Source organism: Pedobacter cryoconitis (genome assembly GCF_001590605.1).
Lineage (GTDB): Bacteria > Bacteroidota > Bacteroidia > Sphingobacteriales > Sphingobacteriaceae > Pedobacter > Pedobacter cryoconitis_A.
The window spans coordinates 1,450,362-1,469,542 of record NZ_CP014504.1; the positions used below are offsets into that span (position 1 = coordinate 1,450,362).

Annotated in this window: 15 protein-coding genes and 1 tRNA gene; 7 read left to right on the forward strand and 9 right to left on the reverse strand. The window is 39.2% G+C overall.

The window, feature by feature from the left end; genetic code table 11:
- Positions 1 to 266 precede the first annotated feature (266 nt).
- Both AY601_RS06180 and AY601_RS06185 read left to right on the forward strand, forming a co-directional pair.
- Complete coding sequence (locus AY601_RS06180) at positions 267 to 1,982, forward strand: IlvD/Edd family dehydratase (RefSeq protein WP_068397972.1); 1,716 nt, start codon at positions 267 to 269, stop codon at positions 1,980 to 1,982.
- A gap of 113 nt (positions 1,983 to 2,095) precedes the next feature.
- Complete coding sequence (locus AY601_RS06185) at positions 2,096 to 2,395, forward strand: hypothetical protein (protein WP_068397976.1); 300 nt, start codon at positions 2,096 to 2,098, stop codon at positions 2,393 to 2,395.
- Between the two features lie 262 nt (positions 2,396 to 2,657).
- On the opposite strand, the gene AY601_RS06190 is transcribed toward AY601_RS06185, so the two are convergent.
- The 6 genes from AY601_RS06190 to AY601_RS06215 form a co-directional block, all read right to left on the reverse strand.
- Positions 2,658 to 4,307 (reverse strand): hypothetical protein, encoded by a 1,650-nt coding sequence (locus AY601_RS06190; RefSeq protein WP_068397979.1) that lies wholly within the window; start codon positions 4,305 to 4,307, stop codon positions 2,658 to 2,660.
- 2 nt (positions 4,308 to 4,309) lie between these two features.
- Positions 4,310 to 4,723 carry a DUF4280 domain-containing protein gene (locus AY601_RS06195; protein ID WP_068397981.1) on the reverse strand — a complete coding sequence of 138 codons (414 nt, stop codon included), beginning with the start codon at positions 4,721 to 4,723 and terminating at the stop codon, positions 4,310 to 4,312.
- Complete coding sequence (locus tag AY601_RS06200; RefSeq protein ID WP_068397984.1) at positions 4,720 to 5,571, reverse strand: hypothetical protein; 852 nt, start codon at positions 5,569 to 5,571, stop codon at positions 4,720 to 4,722. Before AY601_RS06200 ends, AY601_RS06195 begins: the two co-directional genes overlap by 4 nt.
- A gap of 11 nt (positions 5,572 to 5,582) precedes the next feature.
- Positions 5,583 to 7,382: a type VI secretion system Vgr family protein gene (locus tag AY601_RS06205; protein WP_068397987.1), complete on the reverse strand. Its 1,800-nt coding sequence runs from the start codon at positions 7,380 to 7,382 to the stop codon at positions 5,583 to 5,585.
- 127 nt (positions 7,383 to 7,509) lie between these two features.
- Positions 7,510 to 8,631, reverse strand: coding sequence for a hypothetical protein (locus AY601_RS06210; protein WP_068397990.1), 1,122 nt, complete (start codon positions 8,629 to 8,631; stop codon positions 7,510 to 7,512).
- A gap of 769 nt (positions 8,632 to 9,400) precedes the next feature.
- Complete coding sequence (locus tag AY601_RS06215) at positions 9,401 to 11,026, reverse strand: carboxylesterase/lipase family protein (RefSeq protein ID WP_068397993.1); 1,626 nt, start codon at positions 11,024 to 11,026, stop codon at positions 9,401 to 9,403.
- A 546-nt stretch (positions 11,027 to 11,572) separates the two neighbouring features.
- Between AY601_RS06215 and AY601_RS06220 the strand changes: the two genes are divergently transcribed.
- Positions 11,573 to 12,205 carry a flavin reductase family protein gene (locus AY601_RS06220; RefSeq protein ID WP_068397998.1) on the forward strand — a complete coding sequence of 211 codons (633 nt, stop codon included), beginning with the start codon at positions 11,573 to 11,575 and terminating at the stop codon, positions 12,203 to 12,205.
- Positions 12,206 to 12,349: 144 nt separating this feature from the next.
- Here AY601_RS06220 and AY601_RS06225 read toward each other — a convergent pair whose 3' ends face one another.
- Positions 12,350 to 13,282 carry an alpha/beta fold hydrolase gene (locus AY601_RS06225; protein ID WP_198163631.1) on the reverse strand — a complete coding sequence of 311 codons (933 nt, stop codon included), beginning with the start codon at positions 13,280 to 13,282 and terminating at the stop codon, positions 12,350 to 12,352.
- Positions 13,283 to 13,483: 201 nt separating this feature from the next.
- Between AY601_RS06225 and AY601_RS06230 the strand changes: the two genes are divergently transcribed.
- Both AY601_RS06230 and AY601_RS06235 read left to right on the forward strand, forming a co-directional pair.
- On the forward strand, positions 13,484 to 13,849 hold the full coding sequence (locus tag AY601_RS06230; RefSeq protein ID WP_068398004.1) for a transposase: 366 nt from the start codon (positions 13,484 to 13,486) through the stop codon (positions 13,847 to 13,849).
- 10 nt (positions 13,850 to 13,859) lie between these two features.
- Positions 13,860 to 14,813, forward strand: a complete 954-nt coding sequence (locus AY601_RS06235; RefSeq protein WP_068398007.1) for a transposase — start codon at positions 13,860 to 13,862, stop codon at positions 14,811 to 14,813.
- A 135-nt stretch (positions 14,814 to 14,948) separates the two neighbouring features.
- On the opposite strand, the gene AY601_RS06240 is transcribed toward AY601_RS06235, so the two are convergent.
- Both AY601_RS06240 and AY601_RS06245 read right to left on the reverse strand, forming a co-directional pair.
- Positions 14,949 to 15,021: transfer RNA gene (locus AY601_RS06240), tRNA-Lys, on the reverse strand.
- A 206-nt stretch (positions 15,022 to 15,227) separates the two neighbouring features.
- On the reverse strand, positions 15,228 to 17,294 hold the full coding sequence (locus AY601_RS06245) for an OPT family oligopeptide transporter (protein ID WP_068398010.1): 2,067 nt from the start codon (positions 17,292 to 17,294) through the stop codon (positions 15,228 to 15,230).
- A 242-nt stretch (positions 17,295 to 17,536) separates the two neighbouring features.
- On the opposite strand from AY601_RS06245, the gene AY601_RS06250 reads away from it, so the two are divergent.
- Together AY601_RS06250 and AY601_RS06255 are read left to right on the forward strand one after the other, a co-directional pair.
- The gene (locus AY601_RS06250) at positions 17,537 to 18,235 is read left to right on the forward strand and encodes a hypothetical protein (RefSeq protein ID WP_068398013.1); all 699 of its coding nucleotides are present in this window, start codon (positions 17,537 to 17,539) and stop codon (positions 18,233 to 18,235) included.
- A gap of 27 nt (positions 18,236 to 18,262) precedes the next feature.
- Positions 18,263 to 19,141: a hypothetical protein gene (locus tag AY601_RS06255; RefSeq protein WP_068398016.1), complete on the forward strand. Its 879-nt coding sequence runs from the start codon at positions 18,263 to 18,265 to the stop codon at positions 19,139 to 19,141.
- The last annotated feature ends 40 nt before the right edge of the window (positions 19,142 to 19,181 follow it).

Sequence of the window (19,181 nt, forward strand, 5' to 3'; positions counted from 1 at the left end):
GCCTGGATACTTAAATAAGTTCAAACCTGATTTTCGATCCAAAAAACTAAACCAAATAATTATGAGAATTTATTACACCTCTAGCGGGATTATTATAAATCTCAATAACCAATATTTATTAACAGAAGAGAAAGGCTGGAATAGGTTTGTCAACAGGAGCAACCTACCGCAGGCAAAATCATACAATGGGGCTACCGCTTTAGGTCCTTGCCTTTTGGTAACAGACGGCCCAATAGATCCGGATACTAATTAGTTATATTCTAGACATGAAATCATATAGAAGTTCGACCTGGTTTGGGAAAAAAGATAAAATGGGCCTCATCTATCGCAGTTGGATGAAAAACCAGGGCATGCCCGAAGATATGTTTGACGGCAGACCGGTAATAGGGATTTGTAATACATGGTCTGAACTTACACCTTGCAATGCCCACCTGCGCGATATTGCCGAAAGTGTTCGTCGCGGGGTATTGGAGGCTGGCGGCTTTCCACTGGAATTCCCCATCATGTCATTGGGAGAAACGCTCATGAAACCCACTGCCATGTTGTTCCGTAATCTCGCCAGTATGGATGCAGAGGAATCAATAAGAGGCAACCCTATTGATGGTGTAGTATTACTTACTGGCTGTGATAAAACTACGCCTTCTACGTTAATGGGAGCGGCAAGTGTAGATCTGCCAACGATTGTGGTTCCTGGCGGGCCCATGTTAAACGGAAAATATCACGGACATGACATAGGCTCAGGAACAAGTGTATGGAAGCTGACAGAGGAATTAAAGAAAGGCGAAATTACTTATGATGAATATGCAGAAGTAGAAAGTTGTATGTCTCGTAGTCCGGGCCACTGTATGACAATGGGAACGGCTTCCACTATGGCTTGCATGGTAGAAGCGTTAGGTATGAGCCTTTCTGGTGGTGCGGCTATACCTGCCGTTGATTCCCGCCGGAAAAGGCTTGCTCAGCTATCCGGAAGGAGAATAGTTGAAATGGTTAAAGAAGACTTGAAAATTTCTAAAATATTAACCCGGGATGCTTTTGAAAATGCAATTAAGGTAAATGCTGCGGTAGGAGGTTCCTCAAACTTTATTATTCACCTCACCGCTATTGCAGGGCGTATGGGGGTAGCGCTAAACTTAGAGGATTTTGATGCTATTGGCAGTAAAATGCCTCTTCTTGTAAATCTTATGCCTTCAGGGAAATTTTTGATGGAGGATTTTTACTATGCTGGTGGTGTACCTGCTGTTTTAAAACAAATGCAATCTGTTTTAAAAATGGATACCATTACGGTAAGCGGGAAAACGCATGCCTGGAACATAGCTAATACAGGAATAAATTATAATAAGGAAGTTATTTATGAATTTGAGCAGCCACTCATTCAAGAAGCCGGAATTACTGTACTAAAAGGTAATCTTGCAGTTAACGGAGCGGTTATAAAGCCATCTGCAGCTACGCCCAGTTTGATGCAGCATCGAGGTAGGGCAGTAGTGTTTAAAGACATTGAGGATTACCATGCGAGAGTAGATGACCCTGATTTGGATATCGATGAAACTTGTGTAATGGTCTTGAAAACGGTTGGTCCGGTCGGCTATCCAGGTATGCCTGAGGTAGGCAATATGACTTTACCGAAAAAGCTGCTTGACAAAGGCGTAACAGATATGGTAAGGATATCGGATGGCAGGATGAGTGGTACGGCATATGGTACAGTTGTACTGCATGTATCGCCAGAGTCTGCTATTGGTGGAAATTTAGCTTTTGTAGAAAACGGAGATATAATTGAGCTGGATGTAGCCAATAAACGTATCCACCTTGAAGTGAGTGATGAAGCATTAGCCCTGAGGCGAAACAATTGGGTACAGCCAGTTCCTGCTGCAACACGTGGTTATGTAAACTTATATATCAAACATGTTCAGCAGGCAGATAAGGGTGCTGATCTGGACTTTTTAGTAGGCGGCTCAGGTTCAACAGTAACCAGAGACTCTCATTAAAGCAGGAGCATGGGGGTATTGATTGTTTTGGCTGTATATTCTTTTTATTAATTGTTGACATGATAATCCGTCGCATGATCTTTTAAGATTTCTATTAATAAGAGATTAGCCGTATGAACGATTACGGCAGAGTGGTTGTATGTGGTTCCATTGACAGTTATAACGATCAGGAGGCCGTCAGTGGATTAAGATTACTACCCCTGATTGTTTATAAAAAATTATTGATGCAGGGATTTTTAATCAGTGACTATAAACAGCGTTTTCCGGAAGGCAGAAAGCAATTGGAACAGTGGATAAACGAAGGCAAGCTTCATTACAGGGAAACCATAATTAAAGGATTTGATAAATTGCCTGAAGCTTTCATCGGCCTTTTCTCAGGAAACAATGAGGGTAAAATGCTCGTTGAAGTTTAAACTGTAAAATTAATTGGTGTTTTCGTAAACAAAAGCCTCCGGTTTTGCAATGCCCCAAAAAGTTATACACTATTTGGGGGCATTTTTATGAGAAAAAACAGGAATCACACAGCTGAGTTTAGGGCTTAAGGTATGATATGATCACAACATGAATGAGAGTATATTAACGAAGAGGGGTGCGAATATGCTCTTTCTTTACAATAGCACGGGTTTGTGCTATAAAAGCCGTTTTTTGTATTCGAATAATATGATCTCCTTTAGTTTAATGGATTTGTGCAGGGTTAATCAATAGTTTTGAATTCTTATTTGCCTTGCGGTAAAAGATACCAGCACCTTTCTCCTTGATCATATCGAAGACGCTTTTGCCGGGCGCCCAGTCTAATACCCTGGTATCCAATCCCCATGCTACAGGGCCGGAGTGTGCAGCAAGTTCTGCATCAAATAACTTTGTATATGCAGTGACAACTGCATCTTCATAACGCCGTATTGTATAAACAGTACTCGTTACAGCAATTCCCATGGTACTGCCGGTAGAAGTATAGGTGTAGAAAGCCTTATCACGACCAGCTTCAATATCTGCCTGTTTTGCTTTATAGGCATGGTACACCTTCGAAAAGTCAGCCACCAGATCCGTATAAATAACAGTTTTCTTTTGTTTAACAGCCACATTTACTCCTGTACCTTCATTGTCGTACGTTAATATCTTATTTAAGATATGTTTGGAAAAGATCCGGTAAGAAGAGGGGGTAACTTCAAAAGGGGTAAAATGCATATCATCTCCATCACTATTACAGGCATTGGCAATACCGTGAATATCACCCAGACGGCTCACTACGTCTGAACGGTCATTTGAAAAAGTAAATTGCACTCCTCTTGATTTAAGTTTATTCCAGCCAACGATCCTTTCACCCGCATATTCGTCAATACCTTTTGCGATATAAAGCTTATTTCGTTCAAAAAACTCGGCTAATTTTGCTTTCATATGCTTATTGGCAAGCATATCCAGTTTTTTCTTCTTATAGTCGTTGTACTCATCTATGGTGAAACCCCTATTCTGATGAAGGGCTAAGTAAACCATATTTATCGCAGCTTTATCCCATTTGAGTGTCTGTAAATGCGCTAAGATCCCCTTTGCTACACCAACCCCAAGTGCATTTCCCTGGCTATGCATTACAATCGTAATTGGATTATATTCTGGTGATGCTAAACCGGGCATATAAGGAAGGAAAGTATCATAACTAGGTTTTTCCATATATTTCAGATTCAGTTTTGCCCAGGTGAGACCCTGTTTATAACCATGCTGCATCCGGTGTCCGGGATCTGACTGCAAGCCATGAGACCCGTTAAAATAGTGTATATTATCTTTGGCGTCAAAATATTCAGCATACTTTGTGGTGAATTGATATTTATTCTCTTTCACATTCCAGTATTTCACATAACGTTGGAATTTAGTAGCATGGAAATACATATATATTGCCCTTGCTGGAAAGAGCCCGTTCTTAATAGATTCCTTAATCCGGGCCTTATTTGGGTTAGCTGTATCTTTTTTATATTCTTCGGGTGTATACCTGTCGTCATCATCCGTAAGATCTTTTTCATTGGTATTTTCAGCACCTCTAAGGCTATAGGAATCACCGCGCTCAGGAACTTTATCCATTAAGCTGTTCCAGGCCACTGCACCGGTGTTTTTTACCGGATCGCCCCAGAAGCCATTTATAAAAATTATATACCCTTTAAATTCCGGATGGCCGCTTTTAAGCTTTAGTTTCATTCCCCCGGTCGCTACCAGACTCCGCTGTGGACGGTATACAAATGTATTGTCAACTACAGCGGCTGGAAATGGTTCTTTTAATTTGGGTTTCACCTTAATTGCCGGCTGCGGTTTCTTTTCTATAGTTTTCTGCTTACCCATAACTAGTTGCCTGATATATTGGTTGATTGATAAGGTACCATTGGCATTGCAGAAGAGAGCTGGCTTATTTTTTCCGGATCAGCACCGCCCGGTGAGGCCCGCTGCAGATCATCATCAATAATGATGAGACCGCCATTACTGCATTTAACAGTAGAGTTATCCATTACGAACTTCCTGCTGCCCATTACCACTTTTTTACTGGTCTGCTGCCACTTTTGTAAAGCCGGAACACATGGGGGCTGGTTCGATGAACGCTTGCAGGAACCAAAATTAGGTGCTAACGTTTTATCTTCATCGGTCACTTTTAACTTCCCCTGTATAAATAATTTATGCTGAGAAGTGACTTTTATTTTGCCCTTAGCGGTTCCCAGCGAACATATTACACAGGCACCATCAATAACATATTTTCTACTCATGGCTGTAACTTTAAGTGATAAACAGTTAGTTTCTTATACCCTGGGCAATAACCGGAAATGGTTAATTCTGCTTTATCTATATGATGTTGTACTCCAAGGCTCAGCTCATACCGTCCCTGGTAATCAAAATAATAATCCATCTCTTCATCAGATTCCTGTCCGGTTACCTCTGCAAGGTAATTGTTCATCCCTTCCATATCAGTGAACGACTCACTGATCTGACCTGTCACATCTATCGTTGCTATATTTGAATTTTCATCAATAGCTACCAGCTCTTTATATTCTATCACGGGCAGTCCGGTTGCCCCAAAGTGTTTAAGTATGATCTTTTCAGTTCCAATACTTTCTTCTCCTGTATACGTCTGATATATATTATTAAATAAAAGATTGAGCAGCGGATCATTATGATAAAGTAATTTCATGTCATTCTTCAAAGTATAATCCATACTATCAAACAGTCCGGTTATTTCATTTTTTTCATATACAGCACTGATATCTTCTTTGGCTAATTCCCATTCTGACAAGATCCTTTTTTTATCACCTATACCTGTTATAGATCCGTACTGATCGGTTTTGATGATAAGGTTGCTGTTGATAGAAAATAACCTTGCGAATAACCATTCGTGTTTTTCATAATCACCTTCTGCATTTCCATTGATCTTAAGGTTATCTAAAAAAAGAAGATACTGCTGAGGCTCATCATCAGCTTTTATACGACAGGTAAATTCAATTAGCGTCTTATCTTCTTTATCGTTAATAATAAGCTGATCTGTGAGCCGTACAGTATAGGTCAGTTCTTTCAAAAGGGGAGTGACCGGCATCGCATATTCCATTCCTTTATAGATCATATGCAGCGCTGTTATTCTCCATAATCTATCCGGTCTTTACTTTGTATGGTGATCTTTCCTGTACCATCAATGAGTATTTTCCCTTCATTTGTATGCATTGTCATTTCTCCTGCAATGTGCTGTGCCTTTTTACCGGTAACCTGATCTGCATTTTCTGCCACCGTGGTTTTCATGTTCTTAACCTGTAAATCAAAGTTTTCAGTGACAAATTCCTTCTTATTCTTTCCAACGGATACGTCCATATTTTCCTGGACATTGATCTTCATGTTTTTCGAGTTGAAGGTCATCGTTTCCAATGCAGAAATAGTGATGTTATTACCCTGAGTATCAATATGTATCACGTTATTATTCTGATCGGTAATAGTTATTCCCTGAGAACCCTTACTGTCATCAAATTCAATCATATGTCCGCTGCGTGTAGACAGGCTTTTGAGATGGTTATTTGCCTGTATTGCACTATCAGTATTCTGGCTATGGTAGATGCTTCCCATCACGAAAGGCCGGTTAGGATCATTATATCTAAAGCCGACGATGACCTGATCTCCAATCTCGGGGATGACATAAAACCCCCTGTTATTCCCATTGACCTCGCCACTTCCGGCATCAGGCTGTAAAACCCGGATCCATTCAGTTGTTTCATCTTTTTGCCATAACATCTGAACCTGGATACGGCTTTGACCTTCAGGATCATGATTAGCGGTCACTGTAGCTACCTGAGATTCTGCTACAGGATAAACAACATGATGAACAGGCATTATTTCAGTAGCAGAAGGGATAGCAATAAAGTCATTGATATAGCGATTATTTCCATCTATCTGATGGACTACTTCTGTAATTAAGTAACTTCCGTAGGTTTCTTGAATAAAATCAGACAGCTCTTTTCTGGAGACTTCAATGTTTGCGATACTTCCCAGATTTACACCAGGGTTCCGGCTGTGTCCGGTAATCCTGACCATATCAGCTATTGTACCTTCTTTACGTAATTTAACGATGTTTTCCAGTTCCTTTTGATTTTGAACACGTGTATTTACAGGAGTATCATAGGTTTCAGAAAATAAGCTTTTTGACCTGGATACTGCAAATTCATGCTGCTCATTTAGTCCGCTAACCTCTCCGGTTGCTTCAGAATTATTGAGCTGGTGTAAGGAGGAATTATAACTGTAATGCGAAGTATTCACCGGACTGAGTTTCATTGACCAATTCAGATTATGTAAATCCTGTCCATATATAAGGTTAACTTCTACCTGGCTGTCGGGTTTTCCAAAATGTAAAGTATCCCCTTCATAATAGAACCATTCTCCATATTCTGCAGAAAGACGGTTCATAAAAGTAAACGCACTTTCTTTATACTGTGTAATATAAGGTATAGGCTTCGTATAGTGCGGTTTTACGGAGAAGCTAAGATCATTCCCTGCTACCGAAGAACCCACTTTATTCACGATCTCCTGAAGAGTCATTCCTTTAAAGGACTTGATGTTAGGACCACTATCCAGTAAGATCGTAGGACTAAATCCACTTAGTATCACTTCACCATGAAACCCGTGTCCCTGAGCCAGATCGATCTCAAATATGATACCTGCAAAACGGGTCTCATTCCCGGTTACACTATCAGTTAATACAATTGATATGTCTTTACCGATCAGCTCTCTGCTGCGGTCAGCGCGGTAACTTCCTGAAAGTTCAAAAGTATCGTGGTCAACATGTAATTCAAATTCATGATGCCGGTTAAAATACTGACGGATAATCAGGTTTGAGAAATGTAATACTTCTTTCCCTTCAATGTGGATCTCTGTAATTATTTTCTGTTCCAAGTTGGATAGATTTTAAGTAGGATAAATAAATAAGAAAATATAATACAATGGGAGACGGTGTAAATAACTTTATAACAATCAGTTATAAAAATTGTTTTAATTATGGTTTTATTTCTTAGTTTTAGAGTTAATGAGATTTGTCTGCTACGAAAATAGAAGTCACACGCATTGTTTCTTTACTGAAAATAGAAGGGGCAGTATTCTTCCAGACGATAGTTTGGTAATTAAATGCAGGATCCGCAAGTGTGCAGGTAATATATACATCATGGCCGTTTAACGCCAGAAATGCATTGGTCTTTGCATCAAGAGGTTTTTTGGATAGGGTAGTGGCCTTTCCGTTTTTCCAGTATTTGACGGTATGGAAAAGGGATGCAAGTGTATCCTGGATGCCGGCTACGTGTACATCCTGTCCCGAAACAGCAATGGAAGTCGCTTTTGAACTTTCATTATCGGTACCTGATTGATTAAGACTCTTTTTGGGAGCCAGTAATACTGGTATACCATTTTTCCAATAGGCTGCAAGTCCGCATTCCGTTCCGGCAATATAGACATCGTCCCCTGCAATAAAAATAGAATAGGCCTCTGAATAATTTGCTCCATTTGATAAATTGCTATCAATCTTCAGCGCTGTTTGTTTACCGTTTTTCCAATATCTGGCTACAGAGATCTCGTCTTTTTCATAGCCTGCTACATACACATCAGTTCCTTTGACTGTAATAGCTGTGGCACTGGCGTTTGCATGACCATCTGTTAAAACCACAGGAATCCCATTCTTCCAGTATTTAGCTATTGATTTTTGAGAATGAACGGGCTCAGCGGTATTTTTATCGCCATTGTATTCATAACCTGCTACATAAATGTCTGTACCTGATACCGCAATGGCAGTAGCGACCGCAGCAGTTCTTCCGTCAGTCAAAAAAACTATATTTCCATTTTTACTGTATACCGCACGTGCTTTACTGTTATTAGTTAAACTATCTTTTATAGCAATAAAACCTGCTAAATAGGTGTCTTTACCAGATACCGTTACTGCATTGGCAAACATTCCTTTTTTGTCAAGGCCAATGGCTTTTCTGTTTTTCCAGTAAGTAGTGGAGTCGCCCAGCTCGCCGCCCATATAAATATCGGTTTTGTCAAACCAGTTCAGAGAAGCAATGTTACTGTCTTTATGATCACATGAAATTAATACAGTAATTAGAATAAGAAAGAGCGAAAGAGCCGATTTAATTAATGATTTGGAATTACACATGATGTATGCTGTTAATTGATCTGCCCTTAAGCTTTTATAAATATAAATAAAATAATTTACTTGTATGTGTAATCTCAAATTGACGGGTTTTGTTTAACGCGCTTTACTAAAGCAGGCTTTTCCGGATTTCCATAAATAGTTTCTTTTCCACTAATGTAGACCATTATCGTTAAGGATTATCCTCTTGCGTAGAAAATGTGCGTAATTGTCCGTGGCTGTCTGCAATTGTTCGTAGTTGTCCATAGGTTATTCAAAATGAAAATCATAAATTTCATGAATCTTCAACTAGTTATGGTTTGGTTGTGCCTGAGTGGTGGTCGGGATGATACCAGGTTGAGAACGGGCTTTAACTATGGCAAGTCTAAGTCATTTCAACTAGTTGTTTTGACTTGGACTTGCCATGCTCTCGCGTTACTTTAGCACTGCTCTTACCCTAACGAGTACCCGGACAGTACTCAGGCAGTACCCGGACGATATAGGTTCACCCGGCGCTAATCAAGTCACCTGGGCTTTCAAGTATAGATCATTGATTTGGGACGATCATCAACCGTTAAATGAGCCATCAGTAGATTGATTTTCTGTCTGCCTTTTAAGCTTCTGAAGTTTTTACCTTCGCAGCGAAGGTATTGCAGAAAAGCCTGCAGTACAAATCAGTGTGAATACAATTTTAACAGTTTGTTTCATGAATAGCCTTTATAAATAAATCCCATTTCCATCCGCAAGCTTATAATAGAGCGTATCGAAATGAGATTTTTAATGGCTTTTTGTATTACATGCCGCCAGCAGGTTTAACCGAACTTGCAATCTTTAATAATTCTGCATCAGGGTGGTTACGCACTTCGCATTGTGTATTAAATAGCATCGTAGCGCCAGTTGCGGATGTGTAAACGGGCCATTTTGGTAAGCCAGCAGCATTTGGGTTTCCGGTTTTAGCAAAGTTGATCCAGGCACTGCTCATCTTTCCTGCTAATATAACGGCATCTTTTCCTCCACCTGTCATTTCCTGGCAACGCGCAATATTATCAAACTGGAAAGCGATGTCCATACAATGCATCGCTTTATATAACCCATTGTTTACAGGCGATTGCCAGGTAAACAAATACATATACACCGGTGCAGCATCTGCCAGCCCCGATTTCATATCGGCCTGCTTGATAGCCATCGGCCTGAAACTAAGATCAATATCTGTGTATCCTGACGGCTTGCTGGTGGAAGGATAAGCAGCTTTTACCGCTGCCATGTAAGCATCCGTTTTATCTCCGTATCTTTTTTGCAGGCCGGCTTTAAGGTCTTCCATGCTCTGGTTTTCTTGCGATGGAGCAAATACGTTAAATTCATTTTTTGTAGTGCCAACTAATAAAGGTATGTTTTTAGATAACTCCATTGCCGCGGGATCGGTTGGCTGATTAGGGAAAAAGTCTTCGTTTAAGACCGCATTCCATCCTCCGTCACCTGCTTTTCCTGCTTTCCTCATCTCCATTGAAATTTTTCTGAGTGCTTTTTTGCTAGCTTCATTCAAGATAGTATAAGGGATTTTTTGCAACGAATCAACCTGGGACGGTTTTAAATGCAATTCCTCCAATAAAGCTGCTGCAACTCTCTGCGAAACTGATTTTTCATTGAATGAAGTGATATAACTACCACTTTCTACTATAGCTTTTTGGAATAAGCCTTTAGCCTTTGGCGTATTCATCATACAGGTAACTTTGCCACCACCACCAGACTGTCCAAAGATTGTAACGTTATCAGGGTCGCCGCCAAATTGCGCGATATTTTCTTTTACCCATTGTAAGGCAGCAACAATGTCAGCTAACCCAGCGTTTCCAGAATTTTTATATTTATCGCCATAGGCGGAGAGGTCAAGAAAACCCAGCACATTTAAGCGGTGATTAATGGAAACTAATACTACATCGCCTTTTTTTGCCAGGTTTTCGCCGTCATAAGATGGCAGTTCGATTGATGAGCCATCTGTAAAACCGCCTCCGTGCAGCCAAACCATCACCGGGCGCTTTTTGCCATCGTTTAATTTTTGCGTCCATACGTTCAGTGTCTGGCAATGCTCGTTGGAGTAGCCCAAATCGTGATGGAAGGCAAATTCAAAGGGATCATTCACTGTGGTAGTGGGTGACGTAGGACAAACTGGGCCATAGGTCATAGAGCTGCGCACATCAGACCAGGGTGTTGGCTTTTCAGGTGTGGTAAAACGATCTGATTTAGCGTAAGGTATTCCTTTAAAAGTAAAGATGTTATTATGAATATATCCTTTTACTTTACCGCTTCCGGTTGAAGTTATAGCGATGTTGGATCCCGCTGAAATAGGGTCATTCTGGCAAAATGCCACAAATGGTAAACATAGGATAAGCAGCAGCACCCGGCTAGTTGTAGATTTTTTCATAAATTTTATTTAATAGGTTTATATTAAAACCATGGAGTTAAACCCAGTCATTGCAGACAGCGCATTATGTAAATATAAAGTAACGAGAATTTAATTCTGCAAAATTCCTTAATTATTTAAAAAATTTATTTACTTCATCTTCACCAGTGTAAACAAAATCCGACCTGTCAAAATAAAAGAAGAGGGTTGCAATATTTTTAAAGCTCTGATTGAAATTGATTCGGATATTATTTCCGGATAGAGTTATACCACTTTTGTATAACTCGTAGCGCTAAGCATGGTCACTTTTCCTGGTTTACAGGACAAACGGGCATCAGGATCTGAGAGACTTGTCAGTTTTTGATTTACTTTTTTGGGATGCTTATCTGAAGGTTGACCGGATTTGTTTTGAGCCTGGAATTTAATTTCCAATATAACTGTATTCTGAAATACATACTTCAGTTTAGAATGAACTATATGTTGCAGGATTAACAGAAATTTGTTGCTATGCAGTATAGAGAGAACCTTACCTAAAGTTCAGTATTGCTAACAATCAAAATATAATTTATGATAAACAAGAAAGAAGATATACCTGTATTTTTAACTATACAACCTAAAGTACTCTATTTTGGTACACCAGTAGCATTAATTACTTCTATTGATAAAAATGCTAAGACGAATATAGGCCCCATATCTTCTTTATGGGCATTGGGTTATAATTTAGTGATCGGGCTTGGATGCGATAGTAAGACTTATCAGAATATTATTGAGATCAAAGAATGTGTTGTCAATTTACCATCTGCCGATCTATTTGAAAATATTGAAAAAATATCAAATTTAACAGGATTGAATCCAGTACCGGCAAATAAGAGCGGAAAATATAGATATGAAGAAGATAAATTTTCAGCGGGAAATTTTCAGCCCATGGCTGCTGAAGTGGTTACTCCGCCTGCTATCGCTAGTTGTCCCATACAATTAGAATGTGTTTTGCAAAATCATTATATCGTAGAGTCTACTATAGATTTTATTCCTTTAATTGCTAGTGTCCACATGAAAGTGGTTAATGTTAGGGTACATGAAAATTTAGTAATCAACCAGGACTATATTGATCCATCAAAATGGTCACCGCTTATTTATAATTTTAGACACTATTACGCACTCGGTGAAAAAGTGGGTAAAAATTTTAGGGCAGATGTATAAACCAAACGCTCCTAAATTACTTTAGAAGCGTTTGGTATTCTGGTGATCCTGCTGGGATGTGAACATAATGCGAAAATCAGGGTTGATTCAGTATTTGATGAGTTTTTGATTTGGTACTCACCGAACCGCTCATCTTTTCATTTATTATAAGCAATCTGCTTTATATTGGGTAGTAATCTGATCGATTACCAATTTAGGATTATCCCAAAAAACATAATGAGTAGTATTTACAGCTAGTACAAATTTTCGATTCGGCCGCTGTGCAGCAAAAGCTTTTTGACCTGCTCGCCAAGCAAGATTATCATCTCCTGTTAATGGACTCTGCTCAGCACAGATAACAGTTAATGGGATTATTAGACTACTTGCTGAAGCATGCAGCTGCGTTATAGACGCTTTATAATTTATCCACTGGTAATATTGTCCGGGGTTTGATATCTTTGCCTCATCAAGCTTTGATCCAAAAGAATTTACCAAAGCATTTGTGAATTCTTCTGTCATAAAATTTGGTGCTGTAATATCGATCATTACTCCGCCTTTTACTTTACCCTGATTTTTGTCTGCAAATGTTATTGTATACGCACCACCAAATGAATGACCTACCAGGAAATAATTCTCGCTATATCCCAACTTATTCAGTGCAATACCTAAGCTATTGATTTCATTATTAATATTTAATCCAACGGTATCCAAAGGACTTTTGCCAAATCCTACTCTATCATAGGTAATCAGGGGCGCACCGGTTGAATTATGTAATGGATCAATTAATGATTTCCATACCGAACCATCATCGCCTGCTCCGGCTTCGAAAACAATCGGCACTCCTTTTCCTTTGGCAATCCGGAAGTGTAGCTTGAAGGTTCCAGTATTAATTATTGTATCGAGAATTTGGGCAGTTGCGGAAGAACCGGAATTACTTGGAGCGGATTCCTTAATATTATGATCTTTCTTGCAACTACAAATTAATACAAAGCCCATCAAAAGTGCAATCATTGATAAATATTTGCGTTTGATATGCATTTTACTGCAATTTTCATTTTTTGAGCAGGTCGGCTTCGGACACTTGAAATTTGTTTTCATAAATTCTATTTTTGAGGTATGACAAGCACCAGGCATTTAACCCTTACGTCACCAAAAAATATATATTCATCCTCAGTCAATTAAAACATAAAATATTCAGGAAAACGTTCTGAATTTCGTTTTACTTGTCTTTTAAGGGATCAATACCAAAACTTGTGGGGAAGCGTGAAAATTTTTAGTTTTGGGCTTTGAATTTTACAGATGTTATCAAGTTACCAAGAGCTCCTACGTTTATTATTACCCGATTTTATATTAGAGAATTTTGAGTTGAAATCTGCTCGTAAAGAGCATGATATTTTACATATTGCTCTGGAAGAGGTGAATTCTATTCCAGTGGCATTTGAAAAGGATAAACTGGAGTCCAAAGGTTTCTTTCCTACCATCACCGTCCAGGATTTCCCCATGCGCGGACATCAGGTCTTTTTTCATATCAAACGACGCAGATGGCTGAACGATACCACAGGAAAAGTGGCTTACCGAGACTGGAGCCTGGTTGCTAAGGGAACGCGAATGACAGGGGAATTCGCGGCTTTTTTAAAACAACTCAGTCAGTACCGCCCCGAATGATATTCAAACGATCGGGAACTTTTATGGAGTAAAAGGCAGAAATCTTGGGCGTCAGTACAAGGATTTTTTAAGTGGTTTTAAGAGTTGGGATCAAAAAGAACATGCCAGTAAATGGTTGCTTTATCCAGACAATCTGGGTACACAACTTTCCATAGATGAGACCAGCGTGTCCCATGGCGAGCTTTATACCATTGTCACTAATAAAGCTGCCAGAGGTAAAAAAGGGGCAATTGTAGCAATTGTTGCAGGTGTAAAAGCAGAAACTGTCATTGAAGTGCTTAGAAAAATTCCATTGAATAAAAGGCGGAAGGTGAAAGAAATTACGTTGGATATGGCTGGTAATATGGAACTGATTGCCAAAAGAGCATTTCCTGTTGCGGTCAGGGTAACCGACAGGTTTCATGTACAGCAACTGGCCACAGAAGCCTTGCAGGAAATGCGAATCAAGCACCGATGGGCAGCATTAGATGCCGAAAATGAAGCGATAGAAAAGGCGAAAAAAGGGAACTATGATTTCCAGTCCAGCTTTCTCCCTAATGGGGATACCCTCAAGCAATTACTGGCCAGAAGCAGATACGTTTTGTATAAACGTGCTAAACATTGGACTCAAAGTCAAAAAGAAAGAGCAGATCTGTTATTTGAGCGTTATCCGGATCTGAAGCAGGCCTATGATTTAAGTATGAACCTCAGCAATATCTTTGAAAAAACTACCGATAAAGTGTATGGTTTGGCCAGGCTGGCCAGATGGCACGAAAAGGTAAGGCAAGCGGGATTTAAAGCTTTTAATACCATTTCAAGAACCATTGAAAATCACTATCAAACGATCTTGAATTATTTCGACAACAGATCTACCAATGCTTCTGCGGAATCTTTTAATGCCAAACTCAAAGCTTTTAGATCCCAATTCAGGGGGGTGAGAAATATCGATTTTTTCTTGTTCAGACTATCTCGGATTTACGCCTAATTTAATTCAGCCCCACAAGTTTTGGTATTGATCCAAAGTTTTGTGAATTCGTGCGAATTTTGGCAATTCCCTAAAAGCAAAAACCCTGCTAATCGATCGATTGCAGGGTTTTATACGTTTTGATAGTCTTTGGTGTGATCCCGCTGGGATTCGAACCCAGGACCACTACATTAAAAGTGTAATGCTCTACCAGCTGAGCTACGGAATCATCATTCTTTTCAGAACAATACTTTAAAGCGTTTCCGTTTAAAGTGATGCAAATATAGGAGTAGGATACATATAGTGCAAATAAATATTGCCCTTATCTTATAGTAGCCTGATTCTAAGCCTGATTAATTGCATTTAACGTTAAAAAACTGTTAAATTAAGCTAATAAAGGAGGTTTTAATAGTGATAAACCTCCTTTATGAACCTCTATTTTACGATGTCTTCAGCTTCGTTTTTCTTTTTTGAAATGTTATACAATACAAATCCCATGAAAAGGAAGATCAATACACCCAGCAATTCATAACCACCAGCACCAAACCAGCGGGTAAATAATGGCTGAACATCTACTTTGCTCAGATTGCTTCGTACAGAAGGGATTACCATCAGAATTGCGACGACAACTCCTGCCAGTGCACCACCAGCAACAAGCCCCGTTGCAAAAAGATTTCCAGGGCCTAATTCTTCTTCTTCCGGAGTTTTCACTTTTTTGCGTTCTTTCCAGTCTACAATTCCTTTGATTGCACCACCCACAAAAATTGGTAAAGTAGTAGATAAAGGTAAATAAGCGCCTACCGCAAATGATAAGGAATTGATACCACATAACTCGATAGTAATCGCGATAAATACACCAACCAGCACATATTGCCAATCCAGGTTAAAAGAAAGCATCCCTTTAATCAGCGTTGCCATCAAAGTAGCTTGTGGAGCAGAATATAGTTCAGTACCAATGGCATGTTTAATACCTTGTGCAAGCATTTCTGGAGTAGGGGTGTCTAGAATACGAACAGTCAGTCCAATGACAATAGAAGACACGATTACACCTATAAATAAGGCGATCTGCTGATATCTTGGTGTAGCACCAATAATGTAACCCGTTTTAAGATCCTGAGAGGTTGCACCCGCGTTAGCTGCTGCAATACAAATCATACCACCCACAACCAATGCCATTGGCTCATAGACCTTACCAGTCCATCCAACTGCAATGAAAACAAGACAGGTCCCCATGATAGTTGCAATCGTCATACCCGAAATAGGGTTGTTACTTGATCCGATTAAACCAACAATACGACTGGATACTGTCACGAAGAATGCACCAAATAATACTACGAGTACGCCAATCAATAAATTGCTTAAAATCCCGTTACTTGGAATTTGTGGTAATACAGCCACAAGAATAATCAATGCTAAACTTCCTACACCAACAACTTTCAGAGAAAGGTCACGATCTGTTCTTTTAGTTTCTGCTACTGTTTTTCCTTCCTTAATAGAACCCAGACTATCTTTGAATGAAGATATAATGGTAGGGATTGTTTTTAATAAAGTGATAAATCCTCCGGCAGCTACAGCGCCTGCACCAATTTGTTTCACATAAGCCTGATAAATTGCTAATGGATAATCTGAAAACGTTTGTGTCGCAGGATTCCAGCCTACAGAACCACCTGCTTTAGTAATATCTGCAAGTAAGCCAAGCTTTACCAATTGATGTGCTGCTAATGCAGGATCAATTAATGTGGCAAGTAAAGGAATAAGTCCAAGCCAGGCAAGAACACCACCAGCTACCAGTACTCCGGCAATTTTTGGCCCGATAATATAACCAACACCCATATACTCTGGTGTGATCTCTCCGCTAACCTGTGCGGAAGGGAGAAATTTGTTAGCTTGTGTCGTTACCCAGGTTGGCGCTTCAGAAATCACATGGAAAACTTTCTGCAGCAATGCATAAATCATGGCAAAACCTAAGCCCCAAAAAGCTGTACATGCAAATGATCCACCTCTTTCTCCGGCTTTCAATACTGATGCACAGGCTGTTCCTTCAGGATAAGGTAGTGTGTCGTGTTCTTTGACGATTAATGACCTTCTTAATGGGATCATCATCATCGTTCCTAAAACTCCCCCAAGGATAGCGAGAATCAGAATCGTCATATAATTGAAAAATGCTTCTCCTGAACTTTGTCCGCCAATATCTGTACTCAGGAATAAAAATCCCGGAAGGGTAAATACAACACCGGCAGCGATGGATTCACCAGCAGACCCTGTAGTCTGAATAATGTTGTTTTCCAGGATAGTTGTTTTAAAAAATTTCTTGCCCAGCGTGATAGCCAGTACAGCTATAGGAATTGATGCTGAGACGGTTAATCCTGCTTTTAAAGCGAGATAAACGGTGGCAGCACCAAATATGATCCCGGCAATACATCCCAGTAAGATGGACTTGATTGTAAATTCTGCTACATTACTTTCTGCAGGTGTGAAAGGCTTAAATTCTTCTTTAATCATTATAAAAAAATATGGTTTAAAGATATCTTTTTTTGCCCATCTGACAAGCCTAAATAAGAAGAAACCATGTATTTTAGTGTTTTAATGAGTGTATTTAGAACACAATGATGAATAGTTTACAGGGTAGAAAACCCATGAAATACTTTAGATACACTGTAAAAAAGTCAAAATAATTAACCAGTAGTTCAACAGAAAATGATAAGTTGCGTATCCAAAAAGCATTAGTTATTTAAATATTGACAATGAATCAGCGCAAAATCCTTCTATTATCTTTTTTAATCTTCAGTACCTTCTTGATTACTAATGCACAAAGCAAAGTCGTGTTTAAAGAAACATTCGGAAAAAACAAGCTTCAGAAAAATTGGCTTACCGTAAATGGAAACTGGGAAGTCAAGGATCATATGATTCATGGAAGCAGGGATGTTAACTGGGCTATTTTGCTTTGTAACAAATCAGTTCCAGATAACTATATCCTGACATTTTCATCCTTAGTTGAGCCAGAATCGAACTTGTTTGAAGTAATTCTCAACCTGAATGGCCCTAAATTCCTCGGAATTCTGCTCAACCAGTTAGAAGACCGGGTTGCTATTGAAGACCGTTCCTTAATGCTTAATCTCGATCAGAGAGGTAGCTTTATCCAAAGTACCGGGCATATTGGTAGGATGCCAAAAGTAGATAGGCCCAAACAATATACCTGGCAGAAATGGAAAATCCAAAGAGCCGGCAACCAATTTTTTATCTGGATAAATGAGGAAGAGGTGATTTCTTTTACAGATAGCAAAAACTTTGTGAAACCTAATGGGCAGTTTGGTTTTGCAGTGAGTGGAAAGGCTTTTATTAAAGAAGTACAGCTCTTGAGCACAAAAGGAGAAGATGCGCTTCCTCCACAAAATTTTAAAGGTAAACCACCAGTGAAAAAAGTTCCATTTCATTTTGAATAATCAAGTCATAAAGTTAAATAGCTCTATATGTACGTTTTAAAAATATCAATATTTTTTGTCTTGCTTTTCAGTAGCCTGAGTTCCGATTCGCAAGTAAAATCAGTATACAATTGGAAGGGGGGCGAACTTCCTTTATATGAAAAACCAGGAGCCGGGAGCCGTGTGTTACTTAAAATCCCTAAAGGAGCTAGATTACAGCAAAGTGTTAGTCAGGCAGTATTACCATCCTTCAATATCATATTAAGCTATTATGGTATTACGGAATTACCGGGAAAAGAAGAACTGACCAGTAATGGTGGTACTTGGTATAGTATGCCTGGAACCTGGACTAAAGTAAAATATCAGGATAAAAGCGGGTACGTGCCGCAGCTGTTCTTGTCTTGTTTACCCGATTTGCAGATAGCTAAAAACAATAAAGATGATTTTGAAGAATTAACAACTGGTTATCTGACCAGGTTCTTTGGTACTCCGGTTTCCAGGAGTAAAAAGGAGTTGCCAAAAGGAAGTAAAGACGAGATTAATTATCAAAAAACTTACCGGTTTAAGAATGGTAACTACCAGGTTTCAACGTATCAGTATTTTGAGAAAGATGGGCCTGGAGGTGAAACGCATAGGCTGTTTTTAAAAGGTTTAGCGAAGCATGAAGCTATTTTATTAATGCTAAAGTTAACTTCATATAATGATTCAATAGATATTGATTTTCATGATGTTAAGAAAAGAGTAGTGACCAATAGTTTATATGATAAATTCTGCTGGTGGTATAATAAAGATTTGGAGAAGGATACGATGAAAGAGCGTAACATTGATACAGAATTCTTTTTTTATCAGGAGGGTGGTTCAGCAGGTATAACGTTGAAAGAAACAAAAGAGGGTGTTATTATTACCTATACTTTCGGAGGCTGTTAAATTCAAAAATAATCGATTAAAATAATTATAATTACTCTTG